This window comes from Microbulbifer sp. S227A, assembly GCF_049800935.1.
On record NZ_JBNAFZ010000010.1, the window covers coordinates 18,509 to 34,428 of the forward strand.

The 15,920-nt window shown below is 64.6% G+C and carries 16 protein-coding genes and 2 riboswitches; of the genes, 10 read left to right on the plus strand and 6 right to left on the minus strand.

Features of this window, described 5'->3' with window-relative positions; all coding sequences use genetic code 11:
- Nucleotides 1–28 precede the first annotated feature (28 nt).
- Nucleotides 29–175, plus strand: a riboswitch (FMN riboswitch).
- Nucleotides 176–249: 74 nt separating this feature from the next.
- Nucleotides 250–684: a 6,7-dimethyl-8-ribityllumazine synthase gene (locus tag ACP15R_RS20595; protein ID WP_424987943.1), complete on the plus strand. Its 435-nt coding sequence runs from the start codon at nt 250–252 to the stop codon at nt 682–684.
- Between the two features lie 15 nt (nt 685–699).
- Here ACP15R_RS20595 and ACP15R_RS20600 read toward each other — a convergent pair whose 3' ends face one another.
- The 3 genes from ACP15R_RS20600 to thiB are packed head-to-tail and all read right to left on the minus strand — an operon-like array spanning nt 700 to nt 3,888.
- A complete protein-coding gene (locus tag ACP15R_RS20600) occupies nt 700–1,392 on the minus strand; it encodes an ATP-binding cassette domain-containing protein (protein ID WP_424987944.1) in 693 nt (230 codons plus the stop codon).
- Nucleotides 1,379–2,935 carry a thiamine/thiamine pyrophosphate ABC transporter permease ThiP gene (locus tag ACP15R_RS20605; RefSeq protein ID WP_424987945.1) on the minus strand — a complete coding sequence of 519 codons (1,557 nt, stop codon included), beginning with the start codon at nt 2,933–2,935 and terminating at the stop codon, nt 1,379–1,381. Before ACP15R_RS20605 ends, ACP15R_RS20600 begins: the two co-directional genes overlap by 14 nt.
- On the minus strand, nt 2,911–3,888 hold the full coding sequence (gene thiB, locus ACP15R_RS20610) for a thiamine ABC transporter substrate binding subunit (RefSeq protein ID WP_424987946.1): 978 nt from the start codon (nt 3,886–3,888) through the stop codon (nt 2,911–2,913). Before thiB ends, ACP15R_RS20605 begins: the two co-directional genes overlap by 25 nt.
- A 33-nt stretch (nt 3,889–3,921) precedes the next feature.
- Nucleotides 3,922–4,021, minus strand: a riboswitch (TPP riboswitch).
- A 168-nt stretch (nt 4,022–4,189) separates the two neighbouring features.
- Here thiB and aroC point away from each other — a divergent pair.
- Together aroC and ACP15R_RS20620 are read left to right on the plus strand one after the other, a co-directional pair.
- A complete protein-coding gene (gene aroC, locus ACP15R_RS20615; RefSeq protein WP_424987947.1) occupies nt 4,190–5,290 on the plus strand; it encodes a chorismate synthase in 1,101 nt (366 codons plus the stop codon).
- A gap of 65 nt (nt 5,291–5,355) precedes the next feature.
- On the plus strand, nt 5,356–6,294 hold the full coding sequence (locus ACP15R_RS20620; RefSeq protein ID WP_424987948.1) for a DMT family transporter: 939 nt from the start codon (nt 5,356–5,358) through the stop codon (nt 6,292–6,294).
- Between the two features lie 123 nt (nt 6,295–6,417).
- On the opposite strand, the gene ACP15R_RS20625 is transcribed toward ACP15R_RS20620, so the two are convergent.
- Nucleotides 6,418–7,977 (minus strand): alkaline phosphatase D family protein, encoded by a 1,560-nt coding sequence (locus tag ACP15R_RS20625; protein WP_424987949.1) that lies wholly within the window; start codon nt 7,975–7,977, stop codon nt 6,418–6,420.
- Nucleotides 7,978–8,089: 112 nt separating this feature from the next.
- A complete protein-coding gene (locus ACP15R_RS20630; protein WP_424987950.1) occupies nt 8,090–8,956 on the minus strand; it encodes a branched-chain amino acid aminotransferase in 867 nt (288 codons plus the stop codon).
- A gap of 157 nt (nt 8,957–9,113) precedes the next feature.
- Between ACP15R_RS20630 and ACP15R_RS20635 the strand changes: the two genes are divergently transcribed.
- Genes ACP15R_RS20635 through dxs form a run of 6 tightly spaced genes read left to right on the plus strand, consistent with a single transcriptional unit; the run spans nt 9,114 to nt 14,355 of the window.
- Nucleotides 9,114–9,623, plus strand: coding sequence for a MarR family winged helix-turn-helix transcriptional regulator (locus ACP15R_RS20635; protein ID WP_424987951.1), 510 nt, complete (start codon nt 9,114–9,116; stop codon nt 9,621–9,623).
- Nucleotides 9,623–10,324, plus strand: a complete 702-nt coding sequence (locus tag ACP15R_RS20640; protein WP_424987952.1) for a response regulator — start codon at nt 9,623–9,625, stop codon at nt 10,322–10,324. Before ACP15R_RS20635 ends, ACP15R_RS20640 begins: the two co-directional genes overlap by 1 nt.
- Nucleotides 10,325–10,369: 45 nt before the next feature.
- The gene (locus tag ACP15R_RS20645; RefSeq protein WP_424987953.1) at nt 10,370–11,296 is read left to right on the plus strand and encodes a histone deacetylase family protein; all 927 of its coding nucleotides are present in this window, start codon (nt 10,370–10,372) and stop codon (nt 11,294–11,296) included.
- Nucleotides 11,293–11,535, plus strand: a complete 243-nt coding sequence (locus ACP15R_RS20650) for an exodeoxyribonuclease VII small subunit (RefSeq protein ID WP_424987954.1) — start codon at nt 11,293–11,295, stop codon at nt 11,533–11,535. Before ACP15R_RS20645 ends, ACP15R_RS20650 begins: the two co-directional genes overlap by 4 nt.
- Nucleotides 11,536–12,402, plus strand: coding sequence for a polyprenyl synthetase family protein (locus ACP15R_RS20655; RefSeq protein ID WP_424987955.1), 867 nt, complete (start codon nt 11,536–11,538; stop codon nt 12,400–12,402).
- A 24-nt stretch (nt 12,403–12,426) separates the two neighbouring features.
- Complete coding sequence (dxs, locus tag ACP15R_RS20660) at nt 12,427–14,355, plus strand: 1-deoxy-D-xylulose-5-phosphate synthase (RefSeq protein ID WP_424987956.1); 1,929 nt, start codon at nt 12,427–12,429, stop codon at nt 14,353–14,355.
- Here the strand turns inward: dxs and ACP15R_RS20665 are convergent, their stop codons facing one another.
- The gene (locus ACP15R_RS20665; RefSeq protein WP_424987957.1) at nt 14,356–15,198 is read right to left on the minus strand and encodes an SDR family oxidoreductase; all 843 of its coding nucleotides are present in this window, start codon (nt 15,196–15,198) and stop codon (nt 14,356–14,358) included.
- A gap of 87 nt (nt 15,199–15,285) precedes the next feature.
- Between ACP15R_RS20665 and ACP15R_RS20670 the strand changes: the two genes are divergently transcribed.
- Entirely contained in the window at nt 15,286–15,918 is a 633-nt protein-coding gene (locus tag ACP15R_RS20670; RefSeq protein ID WP_424987958.1) for a class I SAM-dependent DNA methyltransferase, read from the plus strand.
- Nucleotides 15,919–15,920: the final 2 nt, after the last annotated feature.

Sequence of the window (15,920 nt, forward strand, 5' to 3'; positions counted from 1 at the left end):
AGAGTGAGCCGGCGTTTGGCAAGTGTACTTCCGTTCTCAGGGCGGGGCGAAATTCCCCACCGGCGGTATGCAGGTTCAATTCTGCGAGCCCGCGAGCGCAAGGGAGAGCCCTTGGTCAGCAGATCTGGTGAGAGGCCAGAGCCGACGGTCAAAGTCCGGATGAAAGAGGACGTGCATGTGCGCCGCATCCGCGGCGTGCCTGTCCGTGATCGCCTTGGGTGGACGTGTCTGAACCAAAGGAGATTACCGATGACACTCACCCGATATGCTTTTGTCAAAGCCAACTGGCACGCCGATATCGTTGATCGTGCGCTTGATGGGTTTTGCGAGCTTGTTCCTGCCGCACAGGTTGACGTGTTCGATGTTCCCGGCGCGTTCGAGCTGCCTCTTATGGCGCGCGATCTTGCGCGGACCGGGCGCTATGACGCGGTGATTGGCGCGGCGTTTGTGGTCGATGGTGGCATCTATCGCCACGACTTTGTCGCGCAGGCCGTCGTTGACGGCTTGATGCGCGCAGGGCTGGACAGCGGTGTCCCGGTCTTGTCGGTGTCGCTGACCCCGCACCATTATCAGGAAACCGATCATCACAATGCGATATTTCGCGCACATTTCGTGGAAAAGGGCCGCGAGGCCGCAAGAGCCGCGCTGGCACTGACGCATATGCGTGGCAATCTCGCGGCGTAGAACCCCGGGACGGGTCTATCCCAGATAGGCGCGCAGGGCCGGGGGCGGGTTATCCAGAAGGCGCGCCGTTTCCTGCGGCGGGTGCGCCATTCCCTCGGCGACCAGAATGACCTGATCGGCGATCCGGCGGGCATCCTGAGGATCGTGGCTGACCATCAGGAGGGTCGCGCCGGTTTCGGCAACCAACTGGTCGACCAGGTCCAGCATCTCGGCCTTCAGCGCCGGACCCAGGGCGGCAAAGGGCTCGTCAAGCAGCAGCACGGGCCGGCCCTGGATCAACACCCGCGCCAGCGCCGCGCGGCTTTGCTGGCCCCCCGAAAGCGCCGCGGGCTTGCGCGTGCCCATGCCTTGCAGCCCGACATGGGCGAGGGCGGTGTCGACCCGTGCCCACTGCCCACCGTCCAGCCGCAGGTTCGGGTTCAGACCAAGGCCGACATTCTGCGCAACGGTCAGGTGTGGAAACAGGTTGCCATCCTGGAACAGCATCGCAAGCGGGCGCGCGCCGGGGGCCGTGCCGGTCAGGTCTGTTCCCTTCCAGGTCATGCGCCCCGCCGCGACCGGATGAAACCCGGCGAGTCCCCCGATCAGCGTCGATTTCCCCGCGCCGGACGGCCCGATGATCGCCACCTTGTGACCGGTTTCGATGGCAAGATCCGCCCCGAGCCTGAACCCGCCATTGTCGATCACCACCCCTTCAAGCCTCAGCATGCCACCGCCCCCCGCGATCCAGAAGCCAGAACAGGGCCATCGACATCGACAGCAACACCAGCGCCGCCGCCGCCGCCGCCTCCATCTGGTAGGCCCCCATCAGGCGAAAGACCTGCAAGGGCAGGGTCGCCTGTTCGGCATCGGCAAATAACGTGATCACCCCGAGATCTCCCATCGACAAGGCTGCCGCCAGCCCGGCGGCAAAACCGATCTGCGGTCGCATCCGGGGCAGCAGGACCCGGTACAGAAACGGCCAGCCCGCCATGCCCAGCGTCAGCGCCAGACGCCCGTTGCGGTCGATTACCTGCCGCGCGCGAGGCACAAGGATGCGCAGGGCAAAGGGCAGCGCCATCACCCCGTTGACCAGGGCCGTCACCGGCAGCGACAACAGGGACGGATCGACAAACGGATAAACCACCACGAAAAACCCGGTGCCGATCACCAATGGCGACGCGGCCAGCCCGAGCAGCCCGGAAAACTCGACAAAGGCCCCCCGCCCAAGCGCCACCGTCACCGCCATGGGCAGCGCCAGCGCCAGCGTCACCAGCGTGCTGATCGCCGCCACCAAGACCGAGTTCAGGGTGGCGGCAAACACGCTGGCAGGCAGGCCGAACAACCCGGCCAGCCCCGACAGGACGATGGCGGCCAGCGGCATCAACAGGAACCCGGCGGCAAACAGGATGATCGCGCCATCCCCGATGCGGGCGAGCACGCCCTGCGCGTCCCAGCGTTGCACCGGCCGGTCCAGCCCGCCACCAAACCCGTCGCCCCGAGAGCTTCGCAACGCAACCATCGCGGCAATACCGGTCAACAGGATCTGAATGCAGGACAGCAGCGCCGCCCGTCCGAGATCGAAATCGAACCGGAACGCCTGGTAGATGGCAAGCTCGATCGTCGTGGCCCCTGGCCCGCCGCCCAGTGTCAGGGCCACGGCAAAGCTGGTCAAGCAGATCGCGAACACCACGGCGAGAACACTGGGCGCGATCTGCCGCAGCATCGGTCGTTCCAGCAGCCGCCACATGGCACGCGGCCCGGCCCCCAGCTGCGCGGCCAGGCGAAACCGTTCCGCCGGGATTTCCTGCCAGCCTTGCAGGATCAGCCGCGTCGCCAAGGGCAGGTTGAAAAACACATGCGCCAGCACCACCCCGTGCAGCCCATAGATCTGCAACGGCGGCAAGCCGGCCCAGCCAAGCAGGATGCTGATCCAGCCATTGCGCCCGAACACCGCCAGCAGGCCCAGCACCGCGACGATCACCGGCAGGATGAAGGGTGCGCCCAACAGCGCGATCAACACCCGCCGCCCCGCAAACCGCCGTCGGGCAAGCGCCCGCGCCACCGGGATGGCAAGCGCAACGCTGCACCCGGCCGATAGCGCGGCCTGCAATATCGTAAACCGCACGGCGGCCCAATCCGATGGTCCCATGCCACGCCCGGCCTCGGCACGCAGGGCCACCGCGATCAACGCCCCCAGGATCAGCGCCGCGACAATCGCCGCCGCGCCAAGCCCGCCGCGATGCCCTATTGGCTGAGCGCGCCCAGCCATTCCGCCAATGCTTCATCCCGCAGCGCCGCCGCGTCCTGCGCGGGCACGATCAGCGCCTTGCCCGGCTGCGCCAGCGTCTCGAACCCCTGCGGCAGCCCCTCTGCCGGCATCACCGACGGGTACATCCAGTTGGTGGTCGGTATCACCGACTGAAAGGCGTCCGTCACCATGAATTGCAGAAACGCCTCGGCCAGGTCCGGCTGGTCCGAATTGGCCAGCTTGGCGGCCACTTCGATCTGCATGTAATGGCCTTCTTCGAATACGGCTGCGGCCTTGCCGGCATCCTCTTCCGCGATCAGATGATAGGCCGGCGAGGTGGTATAGGACAGCACCATGTCCGCTTCACCGTCCAGGAACAGCCCATAGGCCTCGCTCCACCCCTTGGTCACCGTCACGATATTGTCCGCCAGCCCCTGCCAGATTGCCGGGGCCTCGTCGCCATAGGCGGCCTTGACCCACATCAGCAGACCCAGCCCCGGCGTCGATGATCGCGGGTCCTGGATGACGATCCGGGCTTCACTCTCTCCGAGCGCGCGGAAATCCGACGGGGCGGCGGCATCCGCCTGGTGCACAAAGGCAAAATATCCCCAGTCATAGGGTACAAATACCGGATCGGCCCATGGCACGGGCAGCGCATATTCCGCGCTCACCGCATGTTCCGCGAACAACCCGGTTTCCGCCGCCGCCGCGGTGAGGTTGGTGTCCAGCCCCAGAACCACATCCGCGTCGCTGCGCGCCCCTTCCAGCTTCAGACGCGCCAGCAGCGCCGCACCATCTCCAGCCCCCACCAGCTTCAGATCACACCCGCAGGTCTCTTCAAATGCCGCCTCGATGGCCGGGCCTGGGCCCCATTCCGAAACGAAACTGTCATAGGTGTACACGGTCAGTTCCGGTGTCCCGGCGCTCGCCGCCGTGGCACAGCAAACTCCCGCAGCGATCGCGAGATACTTCATGGCATCCTCCCTTTGCGGCGATGGGCAGGGTTGGAAGGATGTCCAGACCTTTCCTACGCCGGTACGAGCCGGTTCAGGTTCAACGGGTCCGCGTCGCGCGTCTCAGCCGTCCAGGGCACCCCGAGGTGTCCGGAACCCTAGTTCGCGCCCCGGCGAATGACAAGCACACAGCCGCTTCATCTTTGTCGAAATACTCCGGGGGAGCCGCCCGCAGGGCGGCGGGGGCAGCGCCCCCTTGCCAGACAACCGCTTGCGACGCCCCCTTCCCCCGGCTAAAGCACGAGCCAAAAGGAGCCCGCCCATGTCGATCAACAGCTTTGGCCACCTGTTCCGCGTCACCACCTGGGGCGAAAGCCACGGCCCCGCGCTCGGGGCGACTGTTGACGGTTGCCCGCCGGGCGTGCCGATCGACGAAACGATGATCCAGCATTGGCTCGACCGTCGCAAACCGGGACAGAACAAATACACCACCCAGCGGCGCGAACCGGACCAGGTGCGCATCCTCTCCGGCGTGTTCGAGGGTCAGACCACCGGCACTCCGGTGCAGCTGATGATCGAGAACACCGACCAGCGCAGCAAGGATTATGGCGACATCAAGGACAAGTTCCGCCCGGGCCATGCCGACATCACCTATTGGCAGAAATACGGCATCCGCGACTATCGTGGCGGCGGGCGCTCTTCGGCGCGCGAAACCGCGTCGCGAGTTGCGGCGGGGGGCCTTGCCCGCGAGGCGATCCGGGCGCTGGTGCCGGATGTCCAGATCACCGGCTACATGGTGCAGATGGGCGAACACGCCATCGACCGCGCACGGTTTGACTGGTCCCAGATCGAGTCGAATCCGTTCTGGACCCCCGACGCACAGGCGGCCGAGACCTGGGCCGCCTATCTCGATGACCTGCGCAAATCCGGCAATTCGGTCGGCGCGATCATCGAGATTGTCGCCCGGGGCGTGCCCGCGGGGCTGGGGGCGCCGGTCTATGGCAAGCTCGATACCGACCTGGCCGCCGCGATGATGAGCATCAACGCGGTCAAGGGCGTCGAGATCGGCGAGGGCATGTCGGCGGCGATGCTGACCGGCGAGGCCAATGCCGACGAGATCTTCATGGGCCAGGGTGGCCCGAGATACAGCTCGAACCACGCCGGCGGCATTCTCGGCGGCATCAGCACCGGGCAGGACATCGTCGTGCGTTTTGCCGTCAAGCCCACCAGTTCGATCCTGACCACGCGCAAGACCATCACCCGCACCGGCGAGGAAAGCGAGATCATCACCAAGGGCCGCCACGACCCCTGCGTCGGCATTCGCGCGGTGCCGGTGGGCGAGGCGATGATGGCCTGCGTGATCCTCGATCACATGCTGTTGCATCGCGGGCAGGTGGGGGAAAACCGCGGCAAGATCGGCTGATCCGTCCGGCGCGCCCATCGCGGATGCCCATTGATCTTTTTGCGTTTCGGGCGCAGGAAGGCGGCATGGCAAAACTGTTAACATCGCATCGACCTGGGCTGGCCGTCACACTGAAACTGTGCGCGATCGGCCTGTTCACGGTGATGGCGGCCCTGGTCAAGGCGACCTCGGATGCGGTGCCGCCGGGCGAGGCGGTGTTCTTTCGCTCATTTTTTGCCATCCCGGTGATCGTGGTCTGGCTCGCCATGCGGGGCGAACTGCGCAACGGGCTGGTGACACGCCAGCCGATGGGCCATTTCTGGCGCGGGCTGCTGGGCACGATGGCGATGGGGCTGACCTTTGCCGGGCTTGGATTGTTGCCCCTGCCCGAGGTCACCGCCATCGGCTATGCGACGCCGATCTTTACCGTCATCCTGGCCGCGATCATGCTGGGCGAGACGATCCGCATGATCCGTATCACGGCGGTGCTTGTCGGGTTGGTTGGCGTGCTGATCATGGTCTGGCCGCGCCTGGGGGGCGGGTCTGGCCTTGAAGATGGCGCGACACTGGGTGCGATGTTCATCCTCACCGCGACAATTGCCCGTGGATTTGTTCAGATCCACATCCGCAAGCTGGTTCAGACCGAGCATACGGCGGCGGTGGTGTTCTATTTTTCCGCGACCGCCTCGCTGATCTCGCTGTTGACGCTGCCTTTTGGCTGGGTGGTGCCGGCGCCGGAAACCCTGGGCTTGCTGATCCTTGCGGGGCTTGTGGGCGGGGTGGCACAGATCCTGGTTACGTCGTCCTATCGCTTTGGCCCGGCCTCGATGCTTGCGCCCTATGATTATGCCTCGATGATCTTTGCCATCCTGCTGGGTTATTTCTGGTTCGGTGAATTGCCCACCGCGGTCATGCTGATCGGTGCGGCGCTGGTGATTGCCGGCAACGTGCTGGTGATCTGGCGCGAACACCAGCTTGGGCTGGAGCGGGCGCGGGCGCGGGCGGTTTCGGACCCCAAGAGCTGATCCTGTATCGCGCCAACCTGTCGCGTGACGCCTCACGGGGCCACCCCGAACCAGACGCGCTGTGTTTGAGTGTCAGCGTCCCGGACCCGATCCGGAACGCTGTTTTCAGGGCGGGCGGCGCGATCAGATCGCGGCTTGCGTCGGGTCCAGCGTGACCGACCACAGCTCGGTATCGGCCCGGTCCATCAGGCGAACGGTCATCTGCTGCGTTGCGCCATCGATGTCGACGAGGCCAAAGAATTGCAGCCCGGCGCTCGGCGGCAGGTTGACGCCCTGCTCTTCGGTCGGGGCCTTGACGTATTTGACCTCTGGTCCGAATGTCCCGTCCAGCGCGTTCGGTCCGAACGTACCGGCATGCAGCGGCCCCGACACGAACTCCCAGAACGGTTCGAAATCCTGGAACTGGGCCTTGTTGGGGTCATAGTAATGCGCGGCCGTGTAATGCACATCGGCGGTGAACCAGACGGTGTTGGTGATCTTGGCCGTCTTGATGAAACGCAGCAGTTCGGCGATTTCGATCTCGCGCCCCTTGGCGGCACCGTCATCGGCATTGGCGACGGCTTCGAACCGGGTGTCACCGTCACGCACCACCAGACCGATGGGCATATCCGAGGCGATGACCTTCCAGGTCGCCTGCGACTGGGCCAGTTCGCGCTTGAGCCATGCCATCTGTTCCTGGCCGAGGATACGGGTCGCTTCGGACTCGGTTTCCTGCAGGTTCTCGCTGTTGGGTCCGCGATAGCTGCGCAGGTCGAGAAAGAACACGTCGAGCATCGGGCCATAACCGATCTTGCGATAGACGCGGCCCGGCTCTTGCGGGGTAAAGCGGATAGGCGACATTTCATGGAATGCCCGCGCGGCGCGCGATTGCAGCAGCGCGACGGATTTCTCGGTGTAACGATCATCCGCGGTCAGGTCCTTGGACGCGGACCAGTTGTTGACAACCTCGTGGTCGTCCCACTGGAAATAGGTCGGCACGATGGCGTTCATGTCGCGCACATGCTCGTCCATCATGTTGTATTTCCACTGGCCCCGGAATTCGTCGAGCGTTTCCGCGACCTTGCGTTTCTCGTCGATCAGGACGGTGTTCTTCCAGATGCTGCCATCCCGAAGCTCGACCTCGTCCTGCATCGCGCCATCCGCATAGATGGTATCGCCGGAATGGATAAAGAAATCCGGCTGGTGGCGCGCCATGGTGGCATAGGTCGCCATGCCGTCATCGTCGATACCCCAGCCCTGGCCGGCGGTGTCGCCGGACCAGACGAACCGCACGTCGCGGCGGGCGGCGGGGGCGGTGCGGAAACGGCCGATGATCGGGTCGCTGACCGCGTTCACGTCGTTCAGGTCGGCGGCGACAAAGCGATAGAAGATGTCCTGATCCGAGGGTAGCCCCTCGATCAGCCGTTTGACTGCCATGTCGCTGGCGGGCACCGCATCCAGCGACGCCAGGCGGCGCGCGTCGGCAAAGCTCTCGGTGGTGGAAACCTCCATCGATACGCGCGACGGGCGGTCGGTGCGGGTCCAGATCATCCCGCTGGACATGTCGACATCACCGGATTGCACGCCATGGGTAAACACCGGGCGGGACGAAGCCCGGCTGATGGCGGGCATGGCCAGCGAAGCGGCAAAGGCGGTTCCGCCCGCCAGCACGGCGCGGCGGGATGGTCTGTAGAGTTTGGTCATGGCTGCAATCCTGATTGGCTAGATGCGCGGATAGGATTGCAGCCATGTAAACGTCAGCCGGCAGTATCATGAACAATTCGCGACAATCGCCGCGTGTTCAATGCCCCGCCGATCAGCTGCGGACCAGCTTTTCGTAATCTTGTGCGATCTCGCGGGTCAGCGCGCCAACCTCGAACGTATAGTCGCCGATCTGGCCCACCGGTGTGACCTCGGCGGCGGTGCCGGTCAGCCAGCATTGCTCAAAGCCTTCCATCTCTTCGGGCATGATGTGGCGCTCGTGCACCTTGACCTGGCGATCCTCGAGCATGCCGATCACCGTTTGCCGGGTCAGGCCGTTCAGGAAACAATCGGCCTTGGGCGTGTGCACCTCGCCATCCTTGACAAAAAAGATGTTGGCACCGGTGGCCTCGGCGACATAGCCGCGATAATCCATGAACAGCGCGTCCGAGCAGCCCTTGGCCTCGGCCTCGTGCTTGGACATGGTGCAGATCATGTAAAGACCCGCCGCCTTGGCATGAACCGGGATGGTTTCCGGGCTCGGGCGTTTCCACTTGGAAATGTCGAGCTTGGCACCCTTCATCTTGGCGTCGCCGTAATAGGCACCCCATTCCCAGACGGCAATTGCCATGCGCACCGGGTTGCGCGCCGAAGCAACGCCCATGTCCTCGCCGGCCCCGCGCCACGCAACCGCACGCACATAGGCATCCTTGAGGCCGCTGGCGGTCAGAACCTCCTGCTTGGCGGCCTCGATCTCGTCAACCGTGTAGGGGATGTCGAACCCGACCAGCTCGCCGGATTTGATCAGCCGTTCGGAATGTTCCCGTGATTTGAAGATCTTGCCGTTATAGGCACGCTCGCCTTCGAACACCGAGGATGCATAATGCAGCGCATGGGTCAGAATGTGTACATTTGCACCCCGCCAGTCCACGAGCTTGCCATCCATCCAGATCTGGCCATCACGATCATCATAACCTGACATTGCGCATCCTCCTATGCATTGGGCGCTTTGCATTTATTGCGTGAGTATGTCCGGATCGGACATTATATTACGCTAAAATCGCGATTCGATACCTCTTCGCACTTGGAATGTCAACAAGGCTGACGTATGCTGCCGTAAATCGGGGAAGAGGCACATCATGTCTGACGGGCGTGCAGCGCAGGTTTACAGCGGCGAAAGCCTGCTGTTCCTGACGGATGAGCAGCTGAGACAGGGTATCGAGGCGATGTTCTTCGCCTATCGCGGCTTTACCGCCGATCCTGATCGCATTCTGGGCAAGATGGCCTATGGCCGCGCGCATCACCGGGCGGTTCACTTTATCAACCGGGCACCGGGAACGACGGTCAACAACCTGCTGGCGATTCTGGGCGTGACCAAGCAATCGCTGAACCGGGTGTTGCGGACGCTGATTTCCGACGGTCTGGTCGAGAGCCGTGTTGGCACCAGCGACAAGCGCGAACGTCACCTGTACCTGACCGAAAGCGGGCTGAAGCTTGAACAGGAGCTGAGCGATGCCCAACGCGCCCGGATGCGCGCCGCGTTTCGGGATGCCGGGCCCGAGGCGGTGGCGGGGTTCAAACAGGTGCTCGAGGCGATGATGGATGCCGACATGCGCCGTGCGTATATCAAGTTGAGGGATGGGGCCTGATGGCGGAACTGGACGCACATCTGTTGATCGTGGACGATGACGAGCGGATCCGCGATCTGCTGCGCAAGTTCCTGATCCGGCACGGGTTCCTGGTTACTGCGGCGCGCGACGCGGCACATGCCCGCCGGATCCTGTCGGGGCTGGATTTCGATCTGATCGTGATGGACGTGATGATGCCGGGAGAGGATGGCGTGACGCTGACCCGCAGCCTGCGCGAAACGCTGGCGACGCCGATCCTGCTGCTGACGGCGCGCGGCGAGACCGAGAACCGGATTTCCGGGCTTGAGGCCGGGGCCGACGATTACCTCGCGAAACCGTTCGAGCCCAAGGAATTGCTGTTGCGGATCAACGCCATCCTGCGCCGGATGCCTGAAACGCCCGCGGGCGACACGGTGCCCAAGATCCTGCATCTGGGTCCGATCCGCTATGATATCGAACGCGGCGAGATGTGGCAGGGCGACGACCTCGTGCGGCTTACCGCGACCGAGAGCCAGTTGATGAAGATTTTCTCGGCCTGCCCTGGCGAGCCGGTCAGCCGCAACAAGCTGGTCGAGGATCTGGGCCGTGACCGGGGGCAGGCGCAGGAACGCGCCGTCGATGTTCAGATCACCCGGCTGCGCCGCAAGATCGAAACCGACCCGAAACAGCCGCGTTACCTGCAAACGGTGCGCGGTGCGGGCTATATGCTGGCGCCCGACTGAGCGGCGCAGTACCCAACACGCGAAACCAAGGGGAGGGGACCAGCGATGAAAACGGCAATGCTCACCCATGCCGACTGTCTGACTCATGTGACGCCCGACGGGCATCCCGAGCGGGTGGCGCGGCTGCAACATGTTCTGCACACGCTTGAATCCCTGGACCTGAACCGGGTCACCGCACCGATGGCGGCGGATGACGATATTCTGCGCATCCATCCCGCCGGGTATCTCGAAGGGTTGCGTCGTGCGGCACCCGCCCAGGGCGCGGTGGCGCTGGATGGCGATACCTGGATGTCGCCCGGCACGCTGAACGCCGCCTATCGCGGTGCCGGTGCGGCGGTGCGCGCGGTGGATATGGTGCTGGGGGGCGAAGCGCCCAATGCCTTTGCCGCGGTGCGCCCGCCCGGCCACCATGCCGAGACCGAAACCGCGATGGGGTTCTGCCTGTTCGGCAATGCGGCGCTGGCGGCCAAACATGCGCTGGATCATCACGGGCTGGGCCGGGTCGCGGTGGTGGATTTCGACGTGCATCATGGCAATGGCACGCAGGATCTGTTGTGGGATGAACGGCGCGCCCTGCTGATCACCAGCCAGCAAATCCCGCTGTTTCCGGGCACCGGGCGGGCCGATGAAACCGGCGCCTATGACACCATCCTGAACATCCCGCTGCCCCCCGGTTCGGACGGGGCGCATATGCGGCGCGAATACCTGGACAAGGCATTTCCCCGGCTGCGGGCGTTCAAGCCGGAACTGATCATCATATCTGCCGGGTTTGACGCCCATGCGGATGATCCGCTGGCCAATCTTGACTGGCAGACCGGGGATTTCGCGTGGCTTACCGCGGAACTCTGCAAGCTGGCGGATGAGCTGTGCGGGGGCCGGGTGGTCTCGACACTGGAGGGCGGATATGATTTGCACGCGCTGTCCGCGTCGGTGCTGGCGCATGTACAGGAACTGATGAAGGCCGCGAAATGACCGATACCCCCGTTGCAGAAATGAGTTTTGAGCAAGCGATGAAGGAACTCGAGTCGGTGGTCGACCGCCTCGAGCACGGGGATGTGCCGCTGGGCGATTCGATCTCGCTCTATGAACGGGGGGCGCAGCTCAAGAAACGCTGCGAGGAAGAGCTCAAGCGGGCCGAGGAAAAGGTCGCGGCGATCAAGCTTGACAGCGACGGCAACCCCACCGGCACCACCCCGGTCGACGCGCAATAGATGTTTCCCCAGCGATTGGCGCAGGCCGCCGAGCGGATCCAGCTCCACTTTGACGAGGTGCTGCGCGATCTGAGCCCGGAACCGGTGGTTCAGGCCATGGCCTATGCAACACAGGGCGGCAAGCGGTTGCGGGGGTTTCTCGTGCTTGAATCGGCGCGGCTGCATGGTATCGACGCGGCCCGGGCAATCTGGCCGGCCACTGCGATCGAGGCGCTGCACGCCTATTCGCTGGTGCATGATGACCTGCCCTGCATGGATGACGATGACCTGCGGCGGGGCCGCCCGACCGTGCATGTCAAATGGGATGACGCGGTGGCGGTGCTTGCCGGGGATGCGTTGCAAAGCCTTGCCTTCGAACTGGTGAGCCGCCCCGAATGCGGTTCGGCAGAGACCCGTGCGGAACTGGCCTTGTCGCTGGCGCGGGCGAGCGGGGCGCGGGGCATGGTTCTGGGCCAGGCGCTGGACATGGCGGCGGAGGCGGCAACCACGCCGCTGAACCTCGATCAGATCACCACGTTGCAGGCGGGCAAGACCGGGGCGCTGATCGAATGGTCGGCCTGTGCGGGCGCGCGGTTGGCGGCGGCCGATCCCGAACCCTTGCGGCAATATGCCAGTGCGCTCGGGCTTGCATTCCAGATCGCCGATGACATCCTTGATGTCGAGGGCGACGCCGACAAGGCGGGCAAGCGACTGCAAAAGGATGCCGAGGCCAACAAGGCGACTTTCGTGTCCCTGCTGGGTCTTGCGGATGCTAGGGCGCGGGCCCTGGACCTGGTGGAACAGGCCAGCGCGGCGTTGGACCCTTACGGGAGCGAGGCCGAAACATTGCGCGCAGCCGCCCGTTTCGTTATTGCGCGCGACAGTTGAAACAGCCCCGCAGGGAGGCGGCATATGGCAGACCGACCAAAGACGCCCTTGCTGGACGGAGTGACCCGTCCCGCAGAGCTGAAGCAGTTCAGCGATGCGGAACTGGGTCAGGTTGCCGACGAACTGCGCGCCGAAACCATCTCGGCGGTATCCGTAACCGGCGGGCATCTTGGCGCGGGGCTGGGGGTTGTCGAACTGACCGTGGCGCTGCACGCGGTGTTCGATACGCCACGTGACAAGATCATCTGGGACGTGGGGCATCAGTGCTATCCGCACAAGATCCTGACGGAACGGCGCGACCGCATCCGCACGCTGCGGATGAAAGACGGGCTGAGCGGGTTCACCAAGCGCAGCGAGTCGCCCTATGACCCCTTTGGAGCCGCGCATTCCAGCACCTCGATCAGCGCCGCGCTCGGCTTTGCCGTGGCGCGCGATCTGGGCGGCGTCACGCCCGAAGGTCTGGGCGATGCGATCGCGGTGATCGGCGATGGCGCGATGAGCGCCGGCATGGCATTCGAGGCGATGAACAACGCGGGCCACCTGAACAAGCGCCTGATCGTGATCCTGAACGACAACGAGATGAGCATCGCGCCGCCGGTGGGGGCGCTGTCGTCATACCTGTCGCGGCTCTATGCCGAGGAACCTTTTCAGGAACTCAAGGCGGCGGCCAAGGGGGCGGTGTCGCTGTTGCCGGAACCGTTCCGCGAAGGGGCCAAGCGCGCCAAGGATGTACTCAAGGGCATGGCGGTGGGCGGCACCCTGTTCGAACAGCTCGGATTTTCCTATGTCGGGCCGATTGACGGGCATGACATGGACCAGCTCTTGCCGGTGCTGCGCACGGTCAAGGCGCGGGCGCGGGGGCCGATCCTGATCCATGTTCTGACCCGCAAGGGCAAGGGCTATGCGCCCGCCGAACGGGCCCAGGACAAGGGGCACGCCACCGCCAAGTTCGATGTCGTGACCGGCGAGCAGAAAAAGGCCCCGTCCAACGCGCCCAGCTATACCAGCGTGTTCGGCAAGACGCTGACCGACATGGCCAAGGCGGATGACAAGATCGTCGCCGTCACCGCCGCGATGCCGGATGGAACCGGGCTGAACCTGTTTGCCGAACGCTTTCCCAGCCGCTGTTTCGACGTGGGGATCGCCGAGCAACATGCGGTCACATTTTCCGCGGCGCTGGCGGCGGGAGGGATGAAACCCTTCTGTGCGATCTATTCGACCTTCCTGCAACGCGGCTATGATCAGGTGGTGCATGACGTGGCGATTCAACGCCTGCCGGTGCGCTTTGCCATCGACAGGGCCGGTCTGGTCGGTGCCGATGGCGCCACCCATGCGGGCAGCTTTGACATCGCGTTCCTGGCGAACCTGCCCGGGTTCACGGTGATGGCGGCGGCGGACGAGGCCGAACTGAAACACATGGTCGCGACGGCGGCGGCCCATGATGACGGTCCCATCGCCTTTCGCTTCCCGCGCGGCGAGGGTGTGGGCGTCGAACTGCCTGAGCAGGGTGAGCCGCTTGTGATCGGCAAAGGCCGGATGATCCAGCAGGGCAAGCGCGTCGCGCTCCTGTCCTTTGGGGCGCGTCTGGCCGAGGTGCAGCAGGCCGCCGAGGCGCTGGCGTCAAAGGGCATCCGGCCAACCGTGGCCGATGCCCGTTTTGCCAAGCCGTTGGACCGTGACATGATCCTCTCGCTGGCGCGCGATCACGAGGCGCTGATCACCATCGAAGAGGGAGCCGTGGGGGGCTTTGGCAGCCATGTGGCGCAATTGCTCGCCGATGAGGCCGTGTTCGACGACGGGTTGAAATTCCGCTCGATGGTGCTGCCTGACACGTTCATCGACCAGGCCGGCCCGGCGGACATGTACAGGGTTGCCGGCATGGGCGCGGCCCAGATCGAAGCCAGGGTGCTTGCGGTCATGGGCGTCGCCAGCATCGGCGAACAACGCGCCTGATCAGGTGTCGTGCAGAGCCTCAAGCCCGGCGCGATAGTTCGGATAGCGCAGCGTTATGCCAAGGTCCCGCTTGATCCGGTCATTCCGCACCCGCTTGTTTTCACTGTAGAAACTGCGCGCCATCGGGGTCAGGTCGGCGGCTTCGAAGGGCACCGCCGGCGGCAGCGGCAGGCCCTGGAGTTCGGCGGCATAGGCGATGACATCCTGTGGCGGCACCGGCTCGTCGTCGCAGACATTATAGGTCGCGCCGGGGTCGGGACGTTGCATCGATGCGGCAAGAACCGTGGCGATATCGTCCACATGGATGCGCGAAAACACCTGGCCCGGTTTGATGATCCGGCGCAGCCCGCCGCGCTTCAGCTTGGAGAACGGCCCGCGTCCGGGGCCATAGATCCCCGCAAGGCGAAAGATATGCAGCGGCAGGCCGGGGATTGCGGACCATTGCTCTTCGGCCCGCACCCTGAGCCGGCCACGTTTTGACGCCGGGGTTGCGGGCGTGGCCTCGTCGACCCATGCGCCGTCATGATCGCCGTAAACCGCCGTGGTGGACAGGTAGCCAACCCAGCGGAATTGCCGCGCCCGCCGGGCGATTTCCTGGCCGAACGCGTGCAGAACCGGATCGCCGTCATCGGTCGGTGCCGTGGAAATCAACAGATGTGTCGCCGCGTCTAGCGGCGGCATGTCACCGGGCCAGAGCACCGGTTCGGCCCCCGATTGGCGGATATCGTCAAGCTGGTCCCGGTCGCGCGTGGTGCCGATGACGCGCCAGCCCATCGGAACCAGCCGCCGTGACAGGGCGCGCGCGGTATAGCCGTGGCCCATGGAAAGTAATGTACCGGTCATTGCTCCTTGATGATACGCCGCCTGTTGGGATGCAAGGGCCGCAAGGCCGCACTTGATTCGAATCCCGGTTGTGCCTTTCATGGAATGATGAACGATGACGCACCCGACCTGAAGGCTGCCTATGCGCTGAGCACGCCACAAGATTCCCGGCGTCTCTACGCGGAATGGGCCGGCAACTATGATCAGTCCTTTGCCGCACGCGAGGATTACCAGCTGCACATCCATACCGCGCGCGCCTTTGTCGCGGCGGGCGGACAGGGGCCGGTTCTGGATGTGGGCGCGGGCACCGGGCTGTGTGGGGCGGTCCTGGCCGATCTGGGCGTCGGCCCGATCGACGCCACCGACATCAGCGCCGAGATGCTGGAGCAGGCGATGCGCAAGGACATCTATCGCGATGCCATCGAGGCCGATCTGAACCTTGGCATTCCGGTTCCGCGCGAGAGCTATTCCGGTATCGTGTCATCGGGCACATTCACCACCGGTCACGTGGGGCCGGACGCGATTGACGGGCTGCTGCGGGTGGCCCGGCATGGCGCGCAATTCGCGCTGTCCATCAACGCCAGACATTACGATTCCGCGGGCTTTGCCGCCAGGCTGGATCAGCTCGCAGATACGCGGATCCAGGCGTTGTCGTTGCAGGAAACGCGGATTTACGGCGATCTCGCAGCCGGTGAACACCGCGACGACCTGGCGTTGATCGCGGTGTTTGAAAAGACCTGAGC